Annotated in this window: 17 protein-coding genes; 12 read left to right on the forward strand and 5 right to left on the reverse strand. The window is 67.8% G+C overall.

The window, feature by feature from the left end; translation table 11 throughout:
- Positions 1-13: 13 nt before the first annotated feature.
- Entirely contained in the window at positions 14-754 is a 741-nt protein-coding gene (locus tag WDLP6_RS33670; RefSeq protein ID WP_162595624.1) for a hypothetical protein, read from the reverse strand.
- 56 nt (positions 755-810) lie between these two features.
- On the opposite strand from WDLP6_RS33670, the gene WDLP6_RS33675 reads away from it, so the two are divergent.
- A complete protein-coding gene (locus WDLP6_RS33675; protein ID WP_162572021.1) occupies positions 811-1581 on the forward strand; it encodes a tRNA-uridine aminocarboxypropyltransferase in 771 nt (256 codons plus the stop codon).
- Positions 1582-1628: 47 nt separating this feature from the next.
- Positions 1629-2471, forward strand: coding sequence for an alpha/beta hydrolase (locus WDLP6_RS33680; protein ID WP_232077699.1), 843 nt, complete (start codon positions 1629-1631; stop codon positions 2469-2471).
- 120 nt (positions 2472-2591) lie between these two features.
- On the opposite strand, the gene WDLP6_RS33685 is transcribed toward WDLP6_RS33680, so the two are convergent.
- Positions 2592-3476 carry a LysR family transcriptional regulator gene (locus tag WDLP6_RS33685; RefSeq protein ID WP_162595625.1) on the reverse strand — a complete coding sequence of 295 codons (885 nt, stop codon included), beginning with the start codon at positions 3474-3476 and terminating at the stop codon, positions 2592-2594.
- A gap of 121 nt (positions 3477-3597) precedes the next feature.
- Between WDLP6_RS33685 and WDLP6_RS33690 the strand changes: the two genes are divergently transcribed.
- Genes WDLP6_RS33690 through WDLP6_RS33705 form a run of 4 tightly spaced genes read left to right on the forward strand, consistent with a single transcriptional unit; the run spans position 3598 to position 7907 of the window.
- Positions 3598-5025, forward strand: coding sequence for an amidase (locus tag WDLP6_RS33690; RefSeq protein WP_162595626.1), 1428 nt, complete (start codon positions 3598-3600; stop codon positions 5023-5025).
- A 2-nt stretch (positions 5026-5027) separates the two neighbouring features.
- Complete coding sequence (locus tag WDLP6_RS33695) at positions 5028-6020, forward strand: tripartite tricarboxylate transporter substrate-binding protein (protein ID WP_232077701.1); 993 nt, start codon at positions 5028-5030, stop codon at positions 6018-6020.
- A 34-nt stretch (positions 6021-6054) separates the two neighbouring features.
- Positions 6055-7110, forward strand: a complete 1056-nt coding sequence (locus WDLP6_RS33700) for a Bug family tripartite tricarboxylate transporter substrate binding protein (protein ID WP_162595627.1) — start codon at positions 6055-6057, stop codon at positions 7108-7110.
- A complete protein-coding gene (locus WDLP6_RS33705; protein WP_162595628.1) occupies positions 7107-7907 on the forward strand; it encodes a class II aldolase/adducin family protein in 801 nt (266 codons plus the stop codon). The genes WDLP6_RS33700 and WDLP6_RS33705 overlap by 4 nt, the downstream gene beginning before the upstream one ends.
- Before the next feature lie 18 nt (positions 7908-7925).
- On the opposite strand, the gene WDLP6_RS33710 is transcribed toward WDLP6_RS33705, so the two are convergent.
- On the reverse strand, positions 7926-8669 hold the full coding sequence (locus WDLP6_RS33710) for an enoyl-CoA hydratase/isomerase family protein (protein WP_162595629.1): 744 nt from the start codon (positions 8667-8669) through the stop codon (positions 7926-7928).
- Positions 8666-9886: a CaiB/BaiF CoA transferase family protein gene (locus WDLP6_RS33715; protein WP_162595630.1), complete on the reverse strand. Its 1221-nt coding sequence runs from the start codon at positions 9884-9886 to the stop codon at positions 8666-8668. Before WDLP6_RS33715 ends, WDLP6_RS33710 begins: the two co-directional genes overlap by 4 nt.
- An 80-nt stretch (positions 9887-9966) precedes the next feature.
- Between WDLP6_RS33715 and betC the strand changes: the two genes are divergently transcribed.
- The 6 genes from betC to WDLP6_RS33745 are packed head-to-tail and all read left to right on the forward strand — an operon-like array spanning position 9967 to position 16412.
- Positions 9967-11490 (forward strand): choline-sulfatase, encoded by a 1524-nt coding sequence (gene betC, locus WDLP6_RS33720; RefSeq protein ID WP_162595631.1) that lies wholly within the window; start codon positions 9967-9969, stop codon positions 11488-11490.
- Between the two features lie 20 nt (positions 11491-11510).
- The gene (locus WDLP6_RS33725) at positions 11511-13010 is read left to right on the forward strand and encodes an aldehyde dehydrogenase family protein (protein ID WP_162595632.1); all 1500 of its coding nucleotides are present in this window, start codon (positions 11511-11513) and stop codon (positions 13008-13010) included.
- Between the two features lie 36 nt (positions 13011-13046).
- Positions 13047-13946 (forward strand): 3-hydroxyisobutyrate dehydrogenase, encoded by a 900-nt coding sequence (gene mmsB / locus WDLP6_RS33730; RefSeq protein ID WP_162595633.1) that lies wholly within the window; start codon positions 13047-13049, stop codon positions 13944-13946.
- A gap of 22 nt (positions 13947-13968) precedes the next feature.
- A complete protein-coding gene (locus WDLP6_RS33735; protein ID WP_162595634.1) occupies positions 13969-14940 on the forward strand; it encodes a Bug family tripartite tricarboxylate transporter substrate binding protein in 972 nt (323 codons plus the stop codon).
- A 4-nt stretch (positions 14941-14944) separates the two neighbouring features.
- Positions 14945-15682, forward strand: a complete 738-nt coding sequence (locus WDLP6_RS33740; protein ID WP_162595635.1) for a hypothetical protein — start codon at positions 14945-14947, stop codon at positions 15680-15682.
- A gap of 43 nt (positions 15683-15725) precedes the next feature.
- Positions 15726-16412 carry a GntR family transcriptional regulator gene (locus WDLP6_RS33745; RefSeq protein WP_162595636.1) on the forward strand — a complete coding sequence of 229 codons (687 nt, stop codon included), beginning with the start codon at positions 15726-15728 and terminating at the stop codon, positions 16410-16412.
- An 18-nt stretch (positions 16413-16430) separates the two neighbouring features.
- On the opposite strand, the gene WDLP6_RS33750 is transcribed toward WDLP6_RS33745, so the two are convergent.
- On the reverse strand, positions 16431-18668 hold the full coding sequence (locus tag WDLP6_RS33750) for an NADP-dependent isocitrate dehydrogenase (protein ID WP_162595637.1): 2238 nt from the start codon (positions 18666-18668) through the stop codon (positions 16431-16433).
- Positions 18669-18685: the final 17 nt, after the last annotated feature.

An 18685-nucleotide genomic window follows, 5' to 3' on the forward strand; every position in this document is an offset into this window, starting at 1 on the left:
ATCCCCCGGCATGTCAGCCGGCACTGCGCCACCGGCCCGAATCCGGGCACACGGCGGCGCGTGCGCCGTCCAGCCAGACCTGCTCTTCCTCCAGCTGCGAGGCGGTCGAGGGATCGATGTCGAAGGCGATGCGCAGTGCGCGGGCCACGTCGGCGTTTTCGATCGGAAGCTCCCAGCTCAGGAAGACCTGCGTGCAGTCCTGTCCGGCCGCGAAGTCGGCCACATCGAAGCCGCTGCTGCCGCGCCGGATGACGGCATGCGGCTGGGCCGTATCGAACAGCAGGGCCGTGCCTCTCGCCAGGGGGATTCGATGGCCGGTCGAAGGGAAATGCACGTCCAGCCCGCGGTCCTCGCTCACGAAGAGATTGCAGAAGGCCGCGCCGCCATACTGCGCGCCGTCATGGTGGTACCTCGCGCCGCGGCAGACCATCAGCGCTGCATCGCAGTCGGCGAGCACATCCTGCAGACCGAGTGCGCGCGTCCAGTCGGCCATCGCCTGCACGCAGCGTCCGTAGTCCGGCCAGCGCGCACGCGCGCGTGCCAGGGGCAATGCCTCGACATCACCGGGTTCCAGGGCCAGGTGCAACGATGTCTCTCTTTCCCAATCCGCCGTGAGCCTCGCAGGGGGCGCAGGCACGTCGAGGCTGCCCGACCGCACGGCATCGCTCACGCTGCGGCTGCGGATGGCATCACCGCTGCGGAAGTGGGACACCAGGCGCGCTGGCGCGCGATGCAGCGGAGGGGAACGGCTCATCCGGACGAGTCTAGCGAGAGTGATGCGGTCGAAGCGGCATGCCCGAGAATCCCTGCATGCCTCACGCCGTCTCGCTTCTGCGCACCGCCCGACTGGCACGCAGCGCCAAACCCTTTCTCGCCCGCGGCGGCTTCAAGCGCGAGCGCTGCGCGGGCTGCCGGCTCGTTCCCAGCCACTGCATGTGTGCCTTGCGCCCGTCGGTGGCCACACGCGCGGGCGTGTGCCTGATCATGGCCGACATCGAGGCGCTCAAGCCCACCAACACGGGCTGGCTGGTCGCCGACGTGGTGGCCGATACCTTTGCCTTCGGCTGGGCGCGCACCGACACCGACCCCGCACTTCTGGCCCTGCTGGCCGATCCGCAGTGGCAAGCCTATGTGGTGTTTCCGGGCGAGTATGCGGCGCCCGAGCGGGTGGTGCGCACGATTGAACCGGCCGAAGCCTCTTGCGGCGGGGCGGCGAAGCGCCCGCTGTTCATCCTGCTGGACGCGACCTGGACCGAGGCGCGCAAGATGTTCCGAAGGAGCCCCTATCTGGACGCACTGCCGGTGCTGAGCCTGCAGCCCGAGCAGACATCGCAGTACAAGCTGCGCCGCTCCCGCCGCGACGATCACTTCTGCACCAGCGAGGTGGCCGCGCTGTGCATGAACCTGGCGGGCGAACATGCGGCCGAGCAGACGCTGGAGGCCTACCTCGCGGTATTCACGCACCACTATCTGCATGCGAAGAACCAGCAGCCCGTTGCGTGGGACGACACCGCGCACCGGCGATTGCGCGAGCTGTCTCCCGTGCGGCCATTGCGCGCCGGCGCGGAGGAGATGCGCTGATGAATTTCACCCATCGGCCGAAGACTGGCCTTTCAACGGAGCCCTCCTTGTCATCCAAAGCCGCCCGCGTCGCACTTTCTGTTTCGGCCGCTGCCCTCGGGAGCATCGCGGCCTACTGGACGCTTCTTGCGACACGCCAGGGACAGATCCTGTTCGACGCGCGCAAGCATCCCGTCGTCCATCTGTCCGACGACTTCTCCACCTACTCCCACGCGGTGCCGGGCGGGATGGTGCGCGGCTATGTCTACCACCCGCAAGGCGAGGACGCGCTGCAGGACCTCTTCATCTATTTCGCGGGCCGGGGCGAGGACGTGCGCGCCACGGCCCAGGCGCTGCACTGGCTGCCGGAGGGTTTCGGCTTCGCTGCGGTCAACTACCGCGGCGTGGCCGACTCCGAAGGCCATCCCTCCGAGCTGGCCTCCGTCACGGATGCGCGCCAGCTTGCCAGTCACTTGCGCCGGGCCTTCCCGCAGGCGCGGCTGCATGTGGTCGGCCGGAGCCTGGGGACGGGCGTGGCCATCCAGCTCGTCGCGCGACAGGACTTCGCGAGCCTGCAGTTGGTCACGCCCTACGACTCGATGCTGGAGGTCGCCAAGCGGCGCTTTCCGCTGGTCCCGTTGTCCCTTTTGCTGCGGCATCAGTTCAACTCGCTGGCCCACTGCCAGGACGTGGCGGCGAAGACCCAGGTGCTGCTGGCCGAACAGGACGATGTCGTGCTTCCAGAGCGCTCGCAAAAACTGATCGATGCGTGGCCCACGCCGATCTGCGTGCAGACGATCGCCGGCTCCGACCACCGCGGCATCATGGGCCTCGAAGCGACCTGGCTCCATCTCGTCGACTTCGCACTGAGCGCGATCCTCCCCGAGCCGCTGCGCGAAGTGGGGACCTGACCGCCATGCGCCGCGCCGCCAAGAAGAGAACCTGAAACCCACCCCCCGAACGATTTCGCTGCGCCTGCCTCGGCATCTGCTGGACTCGATCAAGGTCCGGCTGCAGGAAGAACTGCGCGCTCATTGCGCCATGGACGCCCGCACGCAGTCGATGAAGGGCGCGAGCAGCGGGCTGTCGAGATCGCTGCGCCAGCAGACCGCGACGTCGAAGCCGTCCTTCACGTCGAGCAGCGGCTTGAACACCAGTCCCGGCGGGCTTCCCAGCGCGGCGCAGGCCGGCAGGATGGCCATCCCTTCGCCCGCCATCACCAGTGCGAGCGCCGAGTGCACGGTCTCGACGCGGTGCGCGATCTGCATCGTGACGTGATGGCGCCTCAGGAGCGTCGCGACGACCGAGCTGTCCGCGCTCTCGGCGAAGGTCGGCAGGCTGATGAGCGTGCCGCCCTGCAGCTTCGCGAGCGGTATGGCGCGCAGCCGCGCCATCGGTGATCGTGCCGGCATCGCGACACGCAAGGGCTGCGTTCCCACCACCGATGCGGCGATGCCGGCGCGCTGGATCGGCGGCATGCACAAGGCCACCGTCACTTTCAGCTCCGCGATCAAGGCCTCGTAGGTGAGCGTGCTCATCTCGACGAACTGGAGCTCGACCTCGGGCATGGCACGCCGCAGTTTCGGCACCAGCTGCGGCAACAGCGCATAACCCAGCGCGAACATGTAGCCCACGGTGAGCCGGCCGCGGCGTCCCGCGGCCACCGCCCGCGCGGCCTCGAAGCCGTCGTGCGCCAGCGCCAGGGCTTCTCTCGCGCGCGCCAGCAAGGCGCTTCCTGCGTCGGTCAGCTGCATGCCGCCGGACACGCGCCGGAACAGCTGCGCGCCGAGCTGCGATTCCAGGTTGCGGATCTGCACCGACAACGGCGGCTGCGCCATGTGAAGGCGCTGCGCCGCCTTGCCGACGCTGCGCGCATCGGCCACGGCGACGAAATAGCGAAGGCTGCGCAGGTCCATCGACCCATACTAATTTCATATGCGTTTGTTGTATATGAGTATTGGACCGCAGCCATCGCCCGTGCCAATCTGCGATCCGTGCGGACCGATGGCCGGGCCGCAGCAGCAAGGATGAATGCGCATGAGCGAAGAGTTGTGTTTCCTGTCCGCGACCACCCTGCGCGAACGCATCGCGCGCCGCGAGCTCTCGCCGGTCGAGGTGACCCGGGCCGTGCTCGAACGTGCCGAACGCCTTCAGCCGGTGCTCAATTGCTTCATCACCCTGTGCGGCGACGAGGCCATGGCCCAGGCCCGCAGCGCCGAAAAGGCCGTGATGCGCGGGGACGCTCTCGGTCTTCTGCACGGTGTTCCCTTCACCTGCAAGGACCTGGTCAACACGCGCGGCGTTCGCACCACCTTCGGCTCCCTCCTGTTCGAGCACAACGTGCCGACCCGGGATGCCGAGGCGATCGCGCGCCTGCGGCGGCAAGGCGCGATCCTCGTGGGCAAGACCACCACCTCGGAGTTCGGTGCGAAGTGCCTGACCGACGCGCCGTTGTTCGGCCGCACGCGCAATGCCTGGAGCGCCGCCCACACCAGCGGCGGCTCGAGCGGCGGTGCTGCGGTCGCGGTCGCCGCGGGGATCGCGCCCATCGGCATCGCCACGGACGGCGGCGGCTCGACGCGCATCCCGGCCTCCTGCAACGGCGTGGTCGGCCTGAAGCAGAGCAACGGCATCGTTCCCCACAGCCAGGTCGAGGATGTGTTCGGCAACCTGACCTACGTGACGCCGATGACGCGCGATGTGGCCGACACGGCACTGATGCTGGAGGCCATGGCCGGCGAGGACGCGTCGGACCCGTGGTCGATCGGCGTGCCGGTGCCCGATTACCGGAAAGCGGTCAAGCTCGATGGCGATCTTCGCGGCAAGCGCGTGCTGTTCAGCGCCGCGCCCGAAGGCCGCATCGTCTCGGCCGAGGTCGGCGCGGCCTTCGAGGCTTCGCTGGCGCATCTGCGCGAACTCGGCGCGGAACTGATCGAGATGCCGCCGACGAATTTCAACATCGAGCCGCTCTGGCGCACCATCAACCACACGGTGTGGCGCGCCAGGTTCACCGAGATGGCCGAGGCCTGCCCCGAGCGGCTCAGCCCGTCGCTGCTGCAGCAGCTGGCGCTCGCCAGCGCGGTGAGCGGTGCCGACTACCAGCGCGCGATGTTCGCGCGAACGCAGCTGTTCCGCCGTGTGCAGGCACTTCTGCGCGACAACGACTTTCTCGCCATGCCGACCCTGTCGCGCACCGCGCTGCCGATCGACCAGGACCTGTTCGGCACGATCGACATCGATGGCCGGATCTTCCCCGAGGTCCGGGCCAACTGGTTCCCGTGGACCATGCCCTTCAACCTCACCGGGCATCCCGCGATCAGCCTGCCCAGCGGCTTCGGCCAGGGCGGGCTGCCGATCGGCATCCAGCTCGCGGGGCGCTTCCGTCGCGAGCCCGAGCTGTTGCGGGCGGCTTCGTTGCTGGAGGCAGCCCAGGGCTTGCTGTCGCGCCGGCCGGACCTGGGGTGACCATGAGACATCGCACCTTCACTGCATTCAGATCCTTCGGCATCGTCTGCATGCTGGCCGCCGCGCTGACGTCGCCCGGCCCGGCCGAAGCAGCGGCCAACATGCCCGTCAAGCTGGTGGTCGGCTTCCCGCCCGGCGGCGCGCTCGACATCCTGGCGCGGGCGATCGCGGAGCAGATGCGCATCGCCAGCGGCGAGCCGGTGCTGGTCGAGAACCGGCCCGGCGCATCGACACGCATCGCCATCGAAGCCGTGAAGCGCGCCAGCCCCGACGGCCGAACCCTCCTGCTGGCTTCGAGTGCGCCCTTCGTGATCTTCCCGATGACCTACCGGCACCTGAACTACGACGTCGACCGCGACTTCATTCCGGTCGCCCAGCTGGTGGATGTGCCGACCGTGGTCTCGACGGCCTCGGACCAGCCCTACAAGACGCTGCCCGAGTACGTGGCCTGGGTCCGCAGCCATCCCGGTCAAGGCAGCTTCGGCATGACCTCGCTGGGCGGCGCCCTGCACTTCTCGGTGCTGGGCATGTCCAGGGCGATCGGCGTGCCGCTCGTCGCCGTGCCCTACAAGGGCGGCGCGCCGCTGGCGACCGACATCATCGGCGGCCAGATTCCCATCGGCACCGACGCCCTGGCCAGCCAGCTCGAACTCCACCGCGCGGGCAAGCTCCGCATCCTGGGCGTGTCGGGCCTGCGGCGCAATCGCTGGCTGCCGGAGGTGCCGACGCTGAAGGAGTCGGGCATCGATGCCTTCGACCATGCCAATGCGTCCTACGGCGCCTACGTGCCGGCGGGCACGCCGCGCGAGGTGGTCGAACGCCTCGAGCACCTGTTGATTGCGGCGGTCGGCAACCCGCAGGTCCAGGCGCAGCTCGCGCGCATCGGGCTCGAGCCGGTGGGGCTGCCCGGCGCCGCGCTGGCCAGCTCGATTCGCGCGGAGCGCGTCTTCTGGCGTCCGATCGTCGAATCGTCCGGCTTCAAGAGCGACGACTGACCGGTCCCTTGTCCATCCCCAAAGGAGCTACGCGATGTCGAATGCACACAACCCCATCCGATCGGCGCCGGCTCGCGGGCCGCACAGCGCGCGCTGGCGCCGCGCGGCGCGACGCGTCCTTGCAGGCATCGCAGTGTCGTGGCTGTGCATGCTGCAGGCGAGCGCGGCGCCCTATCCGGCGCATGCGGTCACCCTCATCTCCGCCTTCCCGCCCGGCGGCATCGTCGACATCATTGCGCGGCGCATCGCGCAGAGCCTTTCGGAGCGCCTCGGCCAACCGTTCATCGTCGAGAACAGGACGGGTGCGGCCGGCAGCATCGGCTATGCCTACGCCGCCCGCGCCAACCCCGACGGCTACACCCTCGTGCTCGCCAGCGGACCGACCACCATGGCGCCGCCGAACGACAGCGCGCTGGGCTGGAATCCGCTGACCAGCTTCAGCGCGATCGGCATGATCGGCACCATCCCGCAAGCCATCGTGGCGAGCCCTGCGGTGCCTGCGCACGACCTGCGGGAATTCGTGCCCTACGCCAGGCAGCAGGGCGACCGCATCAACTACGGCTCGCCCGGCCTGGGCACCACGCCCTTCTTCACCATGGAGCTGCTCAAGAGCCAGCAGGGTCTCGCGATGACCCACATCGCCTACCGCGGGCAGCCCGACGTGATGGTCGACCTGATGCGCGGCGACCTGGCCCTCACGTCGGTCACCGTGCCGCTGGTGGTGGCGAATGTGCAGAAGGGCAAGATGAAGGCGCTGGCCGTCACCTCCAGGACGCGGGTCCAGGCATTGCCCGACGTGCCCACCGTCTACGAACAGGGCATGCCGGATCTCGGCATCTCGAACTGGTTCGCCCTGCTCGGGCCCGACCATCTTCCGCCCGATGTCGTGGCGCTGCTGGCGAAGAGCCTGAACGACGCACTGGCCACGCAGCAGATGCAGGCCGGCCTCGCCGAGATCGGCCTGATCACGCAGACCGCATCGCCGGCCGAGACGCTGACTTTCGTCAGGAGCGATCTCTCCAGATGGATCGCGATGATGTCGAAGGTCTCGGCGGCGGAAACCACCTCCCAAGGAAAAGGAATGAAATGAAGAGTGCCAAGCCTCAAGACGAACGCGCGCGCCCTGCCCCGTCCGGCATGTCCGCCGACGAGTGGCGCCTGCGATGCGAGCTCGCGGCCTGTTGCCAGCTGACCGATCTCTATGGCATGTCGGACCTGGCGTCCACGCACATCTCGGTCGCCCTGCCCGGACCGCAGCACCATTTCCTGGTCAATCCGCTGGGGACTTTCTTCGACGAGATGAGCGCCTCTGCCTTGCTCAAGGTGGACTTCGAAGGACGGGTCGTCGAAGGCGATGCGAGCGCGCTCAACCCGGCCGGCTTCATCATCCACAGCGCGATCCACCGGGCCCAGACCGATCTGGTGTGCGTCATGCATTCGCATACGCGTGCCAACAACGCGGTGGCGATGCAGGCCCAGGGCCTGCGCCCGCTCAGCCAGAAGGCCTGCGTGATGCTCGACTTCCTCGGCTACCACGACTACGAAGGCGCGGCGCTGGACGAAGACGAGCGCGACCGGCTCGTCAGGGATCTGGGACCCGAGGGCCGGGTGCTGATCCTGCGCAATCACGGCGCGCTGACCGTGGGCCGCAGCGTGGGCGAGGCCTTCTGCTGGATGCACCGGCTGGAGACGGCCTGCAAGTACCAGATCGACGGGCTCGCCGGCGGCGTCGCGCTGCATGAACTGTCGGAAGCGACCATCGCACACACGCGCGCGCAGGGCCGCAGGATGCTGGCCAGCGGCGGCTTCCTCGAATGCGGCAAGTTCGAATGGCCCGGTCTGCTGCGCAAGCTCGAGCGCGAGCGCGGGAGTTCCTACCGGGGCTGAAGCTCGGCGCGCCGCGCGCTAGGCCTCGCGTGCGCGGTTCAGTGCCGTCAGCCGTTCGGCGGTCGCCGTCGACTGCAGCGAGGCCTCGTAGGCCGCGCGGCCCGCGGCTTCCGACCAGGTGCCGAGCGCCAGCGCGTCGATGTGCTGCTTCATGGATTTCACGGCGTCGCGCTCGCACAGCAGGATCGATTCGACGTAGGCCCGAACCTTGCCGTCCAGCGCTTCGCGCTCGACCAGCTCCGTGAGGTAGCCGATGCGCAGCAGCTCCTCGGCATCGATCGATTGGGCCGTCAGGAAGATCTTCTTCGTCGCCGCGGGTCCGATGCGCTCGACGAAGCGGCGCAGGCCGCCGGGATAGTAGTGCAGGCCGAACTTCGCGGCCGGCATGAAGAGCCGGCTGCCGTGCACGCCGATGCGGAAATCGCAGCTCATCGCCAGGTCCGTGCCGCCGCCATACGCGCTGCCGTTCATGGCACAGATGGTGGGAATGGGCAGGTGTTCGATCTGGTCCAGCATGTCTTCGAAGCGCTGGTCGAGCCGCGAGCTGATCTGCGTCAGCGTGTAGCCGGCGCAGAAGGTCTTCTCGCCGGTGCCGGTGAGGACCAGCACGGCAACGTCGGGATGCTTGACGATCTCCTGCAGATGCTGCGACACGGCTTGCGGATCGTCGGCATCGATGCGGTTGTGTTCGTCGGGACGGCGCAATGTGAGGGTCGCCACCTTGCCCTCGATGGACAGCGTCGGACTGCCGGCACCGCTCATGCCGCCCCCTTGCCGGCGTCTTGCGCGACGACGCCCTCGCGCGCCAGCGCGTCGATCTCGGCCTGGTCGTAGCCGTACTCGCGCAGCACCTCGAAGGTGTGCTGTCCCAGCAGCGGCGGCGCGCTGCGGATCGACCGGCCCTGCATCGCCTCCAGCCGGATCGGCGAGCCCACCTGGCGCAGCGTGCCGAGCTCGGGATGCTCGACCTCCTCGACGAAGCCGCAATGCTGCACCTGCTCGTCGGCGAACACATCGGACAGGTCGTTGATCGGACCCGCGGGAATGTCGGCATCGATGAGCATCCGGGTCCATGCCGCGCGGGTGCGGGTCTTGAGCTTGTCTTCGATCAGCCGCTTCAGTTCGTTGCGATGCCCGATCCGGGCCGCGTTGCTGGCAAAGCGCGGGTCGTCGACCAGCGCAGCCAGATCGAGCAGCGCGCAGAGTTTGCGCCACATGTCGGTCGTGGCGGGCGCGATGTTCAAGGGGCCGTCCGCCGCCTCGAACACGCCGTAGGGCGAGATCACCGGATGCGTGTTGCCGGCCAGCTTGGGCACTTCGCCGAGGCTCAGAAAGCGTTGTCCCTGCACGCTCAAGAGGCCCACCAGCCCGGCCAGCAGCGAGGTCTCCACGCGCTGGCCGCGGCCGGTGCGTTGGCGTTCGTTGAGTGCGGCGAGCACGCCCATGGCGCACCACATGCCGGCCGTCTGGTCGCCGATGGCCACACCGACGCGCATCGGGCCGGACTCTTCGGAACCCGTGACGCTCATGAGGCCCGAGTAGCCCTGCGCGATCTGGTCGAAGCCGGGCCGCTGTCCCGCGGGGCCGGTGCGGCCGAAGCCGGTGATGCCGGCGTAGATGAGGCCGGGGTTGTCTTCGACCAGGCTGTCGTAGTCGAGCCCCATCGACTCCATCGCGCCGACGCGGAAGTTCTCGGCGATGACATCGGACCGGCTGGCCAGCCGGCGCAGCAGCTGCAGCGCGCGAGGGTCGCGGAAATTGAGCGCGATGCCGCGCTTGTTGCGATTGCCGCTCAGATAGTAGGCACTCGTGCCGCGATCGAAAGGACCCCAGTTGCGGATCATGTCGCCGGCCAGCGGCTCCACCTTGATGACGTCGGCACCGAGGTCGGCAAGGATCATCGTGCAGAAGGGCCCGGCCAGGGCGCGGGTCAGGTCGAGCACGCGGATGCCGGCGAGCGGAAGTTGGGCTGAAGCCATGCGGGTCTCCTGAAAAAGACTTGTATTCGAACGCGCTCGAGTCTATATTGCATACAACCGTTATGCAATATTGGAGTCCAATGAAAAAGCCCAACATCCTCATGATCATGGCCGACCAGCTCTCGGCACCGGTCCTCCCCTTCCACGGCAACACGGCCGTCAAGGCACCGCATCTGCAGGCGCTGGCCGAGCGCTCGACCGTGTTCGACAACGCCTACTGCAACTTCCCGCTGTGCGCGCCGGCGCGCTTTTCGCTGCTGGCCGGACAGTTCGCCACGCGCATCGGCGCCTTCGACAATGCGTGCGAGTTCGAGGCCTCGACGCCGACGCTGCCCTACTACCTCGGCGCCCAGGGGTACAAGACGATCCTCGCCGGCAAGATGCACTTCGTCGGGCCGGACCAGAAGCATGGCTTCCAGGAACGGCTGACCACCGACATCTACCCGGCCGACTTCGGCTGGGCGGCCGACTGGAAGGAAGGCGAGTTCAGCTTCTATTCGCCCGGCCACAACCTGAGCACGGTCGACGAGAGCGGCGAATGCTTTCGCAGCCTGCAGCTGGACTACGACGAGGAAGTGGAAGCGAAATCCGTCCAGCGCCTGTACGACCTGGCGCGCGACGACGAGCAGCCCTTCTTCATGTGCGTGTCGTACACGCATCCGCATCCGCCCTTTCACATCCTTCCCGAGTACCTGGCGAGGTACAAGCGCGAGGAGATCAATCTGCCGACGGTCGGCGACATCCCGATGGAAGAGCGCGACATGCTCAGCCGCTGGATCCAGTTTTCCCACGGCCTGGACAAGCAGACCGCGAGCGAGGAACAGATCCTGCGCGCGCGCCATGCCTACTACGCGATGGTCAGCTACATCGACGACAAGGTGGGCAAGCTGCTGGAGACGCTCCAGCGCACCGGCTTCGACGACAACACGATCGTCGTCTTCACCTCCGACCACGGCGACATGCTGGGCGAGCGCGGCATGTGGTTCAAGCGCGTGTTCTTCGACTGGTCGGCCAAAGTGCCGATGATCGTGCGGCAGCCCGGCAACGCCGGCGGCCGCCGCATCGCCGAGCCGGTGTCGCACGTCGACCTGCTGCCGACGCTGATGGACTTCGCCGCGGACGGCAAGACGCCCGAGTGGGTGGAACCCGTCGACGGCAGGAGCCTGCGGCCGCTGATCGAAGGCGAGAGCGAGCGCGACGATGCGAGCGCCTTCGTCGAGTACACCGCCGAGGGCGTGACCGGTCCCTGCTGCATGCTGCGGCGCGGCCGGTACAAGTACGTCTACACGCATGGCTATCCGGACCAGCTGTACGACATGACGGCCGATCCCAAGGAGCTGCGGAACATCGCCACGACCTCGCCCGAACTCACCGCGGGCCTGAAGGCCCAGGTCTTCGCGCGCTGGGATGCGGACGACATCAAGCGCCGCGTGCTGGCCAGCCAGGCGCGCCGCCAGTTCATCAAGGACCTGCCCGATGCCATCCAGCCGGTCTGGGACTACCAGGCCAGCGTCGACGACACGAAGCGCTTCGTGCGCCGCGGCAGCGCACGGATCATCAAGGTGAAGAAGCGCTGGCCCGTGGTGACGGACATCGGCAGTTGATCGCCAGCAAGGAGCCCCTCATGGACACAGAGACCCTCCATCCCGACACCGATCCCAAGCAGCTCGCTCACGCGCTCAGCGGATTCAACCTGATCGACGGCAAGCTGGTTCGCGCCTGTTCGGGCCGGACCTTCCCCGTCGTCAATCCGGCGACCGGACTGCAGATCGGCACGGCCGCATCGAGCGATGCGAAGGACATCGCCCTCGCCGTCGAGGCGGCGCAGCGCGCGCAACCCGCATGGGCGGCCATCGCTGCGCGCAAGCGCGGCATGCTCGTCGCGGAATGCGCGCGCCTCCTGAATGCCCACGTGGAGGAACTGGGGCGCCTGGTCGCGCTGGAAACCGGCAAGGCCCTTCGCACGGAAAGCCGCGTCGAAGCCTCGGTGGTCGCCGATGCGCTCCAGTTCTATGGCGGGCTCGGCTCGGAACTCAAGGGCGAGTCGGTGCCCTTCAGTCCCGAGATGCTCACCGTGACGACGCGCGAGGCGATCGGCGTGGTCGGCGTCATCATTCCGTGGAACGCGCCGATGATGCTGATGGCGCTCAAGATCGCACCCGCGATCGTCGCCGGCAACTGCGTCGTGGTGAAGTCCGCGGAGGAAGCGCCGCTGGCCGTGCTGCGGGTCTGCCAGATCCTCAATCAGCTGCTGCCCCAGGGCGTGCTCAACATCGTTTCGGGCTTCGGCCCCGAGTGCGGCGCGCCGCTCGTGTCGCATCCCGGCGTGGGCAAGATCACCTTCACCGGCTCGGTCGAAACCGGCCGGCTGATCGCGAAGGCGGCCGGCGACAAGCTCATTCCCGTGACGCTCGAACTCGGCGGCAAGAGTCCGATGATCGTGATGGACGATGCGGACCTCGACCGCGCCGTGGCGGGTGCGGTGGCCGGCATGCGCTTCACGCGCCAGGGCCAGAGCTGCACCGCGGCCAGCCGCATCTTCGTGCACGAGCGCGTGCACGACGAATTCGTGGCCAAGGTCCGCGCGAAGGTGGATGCCATGAAGATGGGCGACCCGCTCGACGAGGCGACCGACATCGGCACCCTCATCTCCAGGGAGCAGCGCGACAAGGTGCTGGGCTACGTCGAAGCGGGCCGCGTCAGCGCCGGCGCATCGGCCATCGAATGCTCGGCCCTGCCGGCGGACGATGCGCTGCGCGACGGGCTCTTCGTGCGGCCCGTGCTGTTCACCGGCCTGGGCAACGACAGCCGGCTGGCGCGCGAGGAGATCTTCGGGCCGGTGACCTGCTTCATCAAGTTCTCGCACTACGAAGAGGCGCTGGCCCAGGCGAACGACAGCGACTTCGGCCTGGCCGCCACGATCTGGACGCGCGACCTGAAGACCGCGCTCGATGCGAGCCGCCGGCTGCAGGCGGGCTTCGTCCAGATCAACCAGAACATCGTCGTGCAGCCCGGCCTGTCCTACGGCGGCGTGAAGCAGTCGGGGCTCGGACGCGAGGCCTCGCTCGAAGCGATGCTGGACCACTTCACCCACAAGAAGACCGTGATCTTCAACATGCAATAGCGCAGCCCTTGCGCATACAAACAAGGAGACAAGACCATGACGACCATCGGATTCATCGGACTCGGCAACATGGGCATGCCCATGGCGTCGAACTTGCACCGTGCGGGCCATGAGGTCCGCTGCTTCGACACCAGTGCCGCGGCACTCGCCGAGGCGGCCGAACGCGGGATGTCGCCGTGCACCAGCGTCGCCGCGGCGATCGAGGGCGCGCAGTGCGTGGTGTCCATGCTGCCGAGCGGCCGGCATGTGCTCGACGTGCTGGTGACGCCGCAGGAGCTGCCCTACGCGCCGGGCTGCGTGGTCATCGACTGCTCGACCATCGACATCGCCTCGTGCGCGGCGTTTCACCAGGCCTTGTCGCGGCGCGGCATCGCCACGCTCGATGCGCCGGTGTCCGGCGGCGTGACGGGCGCTGCCGCGGGCGCGCTCACCTTCATGGTCGGCGGCACCGAAGAAGCCTTCGCACGCGCGCTGCCCCTGCTCCAGCGCATGGGCAAGAACGTGATCCATGCCGGAGACGCCGGCGCGGGACAGGCGGCCAAGATCTGCAACAACATGATCACCGGCATTTCGATGGTGGCGGTCGCGGAGGCGCTGAGCCTGGCGAAGCGGCTGGGACTCGACCTGCGCAAGTTCTTCGACATCGCCTCCACCTCCTCGGGTCAATGCTGGTCCTTGACGAGCTATTCGCCCGAGCCCGGACTGGTCGCCAGCTCGCCTTCGAACCGCGGCTACGAAGGCGGCTTCGCATCGGAACTCATGCTCAAGGATCTGCGGCTGGCCGAACAGGCCGCGATCGCCAGCGGCGCACCCGCGCTGCTGGGCGGCGCCGCGGCCTCGCTGTATGCCATGCACTGCCAGGCCGGAAAGCGGCGCCTGGATTTCTCGTCGATCATCCAGATGATGGACGACCGCCCGGCCCGGGCGGCCGTCTGAGCGCAGCGCGAGGAACCACGCCATGAACCGCATCGCACGCGCCTTCTTCAGCTTCGCACTGTGCCTGGGCCTGCTGCACGCAGGCCTTGGCATCGCCCATGCCGCCGGTCCGGGCAAGCTCATCATCGGCTATCCGCCCGGCCAGTCCGTCGACATCATCGGCCGCCTGCTGGCCGACCGCTTGAGCCAGACGACGGAGCGCAAGTGGATCGTCGAAAGCATGCCGGGCCAGTCCGGCAGCATCGCGCTGGCGGCCGTCGCGCGCATGCCCGCGGACGGCAGCGTGATGACGCTGTCGGCATCGGCGGCGCTGGCGGGCAATCCCTTCCTCTACACGAACGTGAGGTACGACCCCATCAAGGATTTCGAGCCGATCGGCCTGATGTACGACGCGCCCTTGCTGCTGCTGGTCAATGCCGCGCTGCCCGTCAAGTCGCTGCCGGAATTGCTGGCCTATCTGCGCGCCCATCCCGGCCAGCTCAGCTACTCGTCGCCGGGCAATGGCTCAGTCTCGCACCTGGCGATGAGCGAGCTGCTTCGGCGCAGCGGAACGTCGATGACGCACGTGCCCTACCAGGGCGCATCGAAGTCGCTGGCCGATCTGGCGGGCGGCCAGGTGCAGGTCTCGTTCGACGCGATCGCGGCGGCGCAGCCCTTCCTCGCCTCGGGCAAGATCCGGGCGATCGCGATCAGCTCGAAGGAACGCGTTGCGGTGCTTCCCGACATTCCGACCGTGTCCGAAAGCGGCATCGAAGGCTTCGACATGGTGCCCTGGGTCGGCCTGCTGGCGCCGGCCGGCACGCCCCGGGATGCCGTCGACAAGCTCAGCGTCGAACTTGGCAAGATCGTGCAATCGGAGGACTTCTCCCAACGCGTGGTCTCGCTCGGCGGGCGCCCGCGCACCGCACCGGCGGCCGAGTTCCGCAGCTTCCTGCGCAGCGAAGTCACGCGCTGGTCCGGCGTGATCAAGACCTCGGGCGCGAAGCTGGAGTGAGCGAATGATCCTGATCGCTTCCTCCGAGCGGGCGCGCGCGACGCGGCACGCGAGAACGCTGGCCAACGGGTTCTCGTTCCACCGCAGCGAATGGATAGAAGGCGGCGACGATGCGTCGCTGTCGCCGACCGTCTTCCTGGTGGAACAACCCGCCGGCGCGGTGCTCGCCCCGCACTTCCACATGCAGAATCAGTTCCAGATCGTCATGGCGGGCCACGGCAGGCTGGGCGCGCACGAGGTCGCGCAGGGCTCGGTGCACTATGCGGGCGCGTTCACCGGCTACGGGCCGGTGGTGGCCGGTCCCGAAGGGCTGAGCTACTTCACGGTTCGCGCCGTGCTCGAGACCGGTGCGAACTTCATCGAGAACGCGCGCGACAAGATGGTCCGCGGTCCGAAGTGCCACGTGCAGGGGCCGCCGCTGCCGGCCGCGTCCGACGGCGAGCTGGCCGCATTGCCGGCGCCGCGCAGCATGCACCTCATTGCGCCGCAGCCCGACCGGCTCGAAGCATGCGTCTGGTATCTGCCGCCGCACACCCGCATCGATGCGCCGCCGCCCGCGCCCGGCGGCCAGTTCCACTTTGCGATGGCCGGCAGTCTGCGGCATGGCCAGGCGTGGCTCGGCGGCTGGGAGAGCCGCTACCTCAGCGCGCGCGAGCCTTCGTGCCGGCTCGAGGCCGGTCCGCGAGGCCTGCAGGTCCTCGTCCTGCAGATGCCCGCCAAGGCCGCGGAATACTGTGCTTGAAGCGGAAGGCGAGGCCGCGCAGGCCGTGCGGTATAACGATGGCATGCCGACGTCGACCGCCAGAACATCCAAGAAGAGGGACGCCCCCGCACTTTCCGTCGAACAGGTGTGCGACAAGATCCGCACTGCCATTCTGAGCGGCAAGCTGCGCCCCGGCGACAAGCTGACCGAGCAGGACCTGGCGGCGGAATACCGCGTCAGCCGCACGCCGATCCGCGAGGCCATCCGGCAGCTCGAGGTGGAGCGCCTCGTCTCGCGCACACCGTTCGTGGGCGTGACCGTGACGCAGCTGCGGCCTTCCGAGATCATCGAGCTGCTCGACATCCGCGAGGTGCTCGAAGGCCTGGTCGCGCGGCTGGCCGCGAAAGAGCTTCAGCCCGAGCAGCGCACGCGGCTGCGCAAGACTTTCGACCGAATGACGGCGTCCGCCAAGAGCGGCAACGTGGTGCAGTACCTGGACGAGGCGCTGGCGTTTCGCAGGATCCTCGTCGAATGCTCGCGCAGCGAGACGCTCACCCAGTACGTCATGGGCATCGAGAACCGCCTGCGGCTGGTGGGCAACCGGACCGCATTGATTCCGGGACGCATGCAGGCCGCGATTTCCGAGCACAAGAAACTGCTGCAGGCCATCGAGGCCGGAGAGGCGCAGGCCGCGGAGCAGTTGAACCGGGAGCGGATTCAACATATCCGCGCCGATGTCGAGAAGTCGTTTTCGTTCTCGGTTCTCTGAGGCCGGCGCCTCGGTCCGTCAGGCGACGAATTCCTTCAGCGCCGCATTGAAGGTCGCGCTCGGCCGCATGACGGCCTCGGTCTTCGCCGCGTCCAGCAAGTTGTAGCCGCCGATGTCGACCGGCTTGCCTTGCACGGCATTGAGTTCGCCGACGATCTTCTGCTCGCTGGCGGCCAGCGACTTGGCCAGCGGCGCGAAGCGGGCCTGCAGTTCCTTGTCCTCTGTCTGCTCGGCCAGCGCCTGTGCCCAGTACAGCGCCAGGTAGAAATGGCTGCCGCGATTGTCGAGCTCGCCGGTGCGCGGCGATGGACCCTTGTTGTTGTCGAGCAGCATGCCGGTGGCGGTGTCCAGCGTGGCCGCCAGGATCTTGGCCTTCCGGTTGCCGGTCTTGATGCCGAGGTCTTCCAGCGACACGGCCAGGGCCAGGAACTCGCCCAGCGAATCCCAGCGCAGGTGGTTCTCCTCGACGAGCTGCTTGACGTGCTTGGGTGCCGAGCCGCCCGCGCCGGTCTCGAACATCGCGCCGCCGGCCATCAGCGGCACGATGGAGAGCATCTTGGCGCTGGTGCCCAGTTCCATGATCGGGAACAGGTCGGTCAGGTAGTCGCGCAGGATGTTGCCGGTGACCGAGATGGTGTCCTTGCCGCGGATCACGCGCTCCAGCGTGTAGCGCATGGCGCGCACCTGCGACATGATCTGGATGTCGAGGCCGCTCAGGTCGTAGTCCTTCAGGTAGGTCTCGACCTTCCTGATCAGCTCGGCCTCGTGCGGGCGGTATTCGTCGAGCCAGAACACCGCCGGCATGCCCGACAGGCGCGCGCGGTTCACGGCCAGCTTGACCCAGTCGCGGATCGGCGCGTCCTTGGTCTGGCACATGCGCCAGATGTCGCCCTGCTCCACGTTCTGCTCGAGCAGCACCTCGCCGGTCGCGAGGTCGACGATGCGGGCCACGCCGGCCTCGGGGATCTCGAAGGTCTTGTCGTGCGAGCCGTATTCCTCGGCCTTCTGCGCCATCAGGCCAACGTTGGGCACGGTGCCCATGGTGACGGGATCGAAGGCGCCGTGGGTCTTGCAGAAGTTGATCATCTCCTGGTAGATGCGGGCGAAGGTGCTTTCGGGCATCACGGCCTTGGTGTCCTTCAGGCGGCCGTCGGCGCCCCACATCTTGCCGCCCTGGCGGATCATCGCGGGCATCGAGGCGTCGACGATCACGTCGTTCGGCGCATTCAGGTTGGTGATGCCCTTGGCCGAGTCCACCATCGCGAGTTCGGGGCGGTGCTCGTGGCAGGCGTGCAGGTCCTTGATGATCTCGTCGCGCTTGGACGTCGGCAGGCTCTCGATCTTCTCGTAGATGCTGCTCAGGCCGTTGTTGACGTTGACGCCGAGCTCGTCGAACAGCTTGCCGTGCTTGGCGAAGGCGTCCTTGTAGAAGATCTTCACCGCATGGCCGAAGACGATGGGGTGCGAGACCTTCATCATCGTCGCCTTGACGTGCAGCGAGAACATCACGCCGGTCTCGCGCGCGTCTTCCATCGCTTCTTCGTAGAACTTGCACAGCGCGTCCTTGCTCATGAACATGCTGTCGATGACTTCGGCGTCGAGCAGCGCCACCTTCTTCTTGAGCAGGATGGTCTGGCCGCTCTTGGTGACCAGGTCCATCTTGACGTCGCGTGCACGGTCGAGCGTGATCGACTTCTCGCCGGCATAGAAATCGCCGCCGTGCATGTGCGAGACGTGCGTGCGCGAGGCCGGGCTCCACTTGCTCATCGAGTGCGGGTGCTTGCGCGCGTTGCGCTTGACGGCCGCCGGTGCGCGGCGGTCCGAATTGCCCTCGCGCAGCACCGGGTTCACCGCGCTGCCCAGCACCTTGGCATAGTGCGAGAGGATCTCCCTGTCTTCATCGGTCTTGGGGTCTTCCGGAAAATCGGGCACCTTGTAGCCCTTGCCCTGCAGCTCGCGGATGGCCGCCACCAGCTGCGGCACCGAGGCGCTGATGTTGGGCAGCTTGATGATGTTGGTGTCCGGGAACTGGGTCAGGCGTCCGAGCTCGGCCAGGTTGTCGGGCACGCGCTGCGCCTCGGCGAGGCGCTCGGGAAACTCGGCCAGGATCCGCGCCGCGACCGAGACGTCGCTGGTCACGATGTCGATGCCGGCCGGCGCCGCGAAGGCCTTGATGACGGGGAGCAGCGAGGCGGTCGCCAGCAGCGGCGCTTCGTCGGTGAGGGTGTAGATGATCCTGGATTTCGCGGCAGTCATGGGTGTCCCTTGCGTGT

It is taken from the genome of Variovorax sp. PBL-E5 (genome assembly GCF_901827185.1).
GTDB lineage: Bacteria > Pseudomonadota > Gammaproteobacteria > Burkholderiales > Burkholderiaceae_C > Variovorax.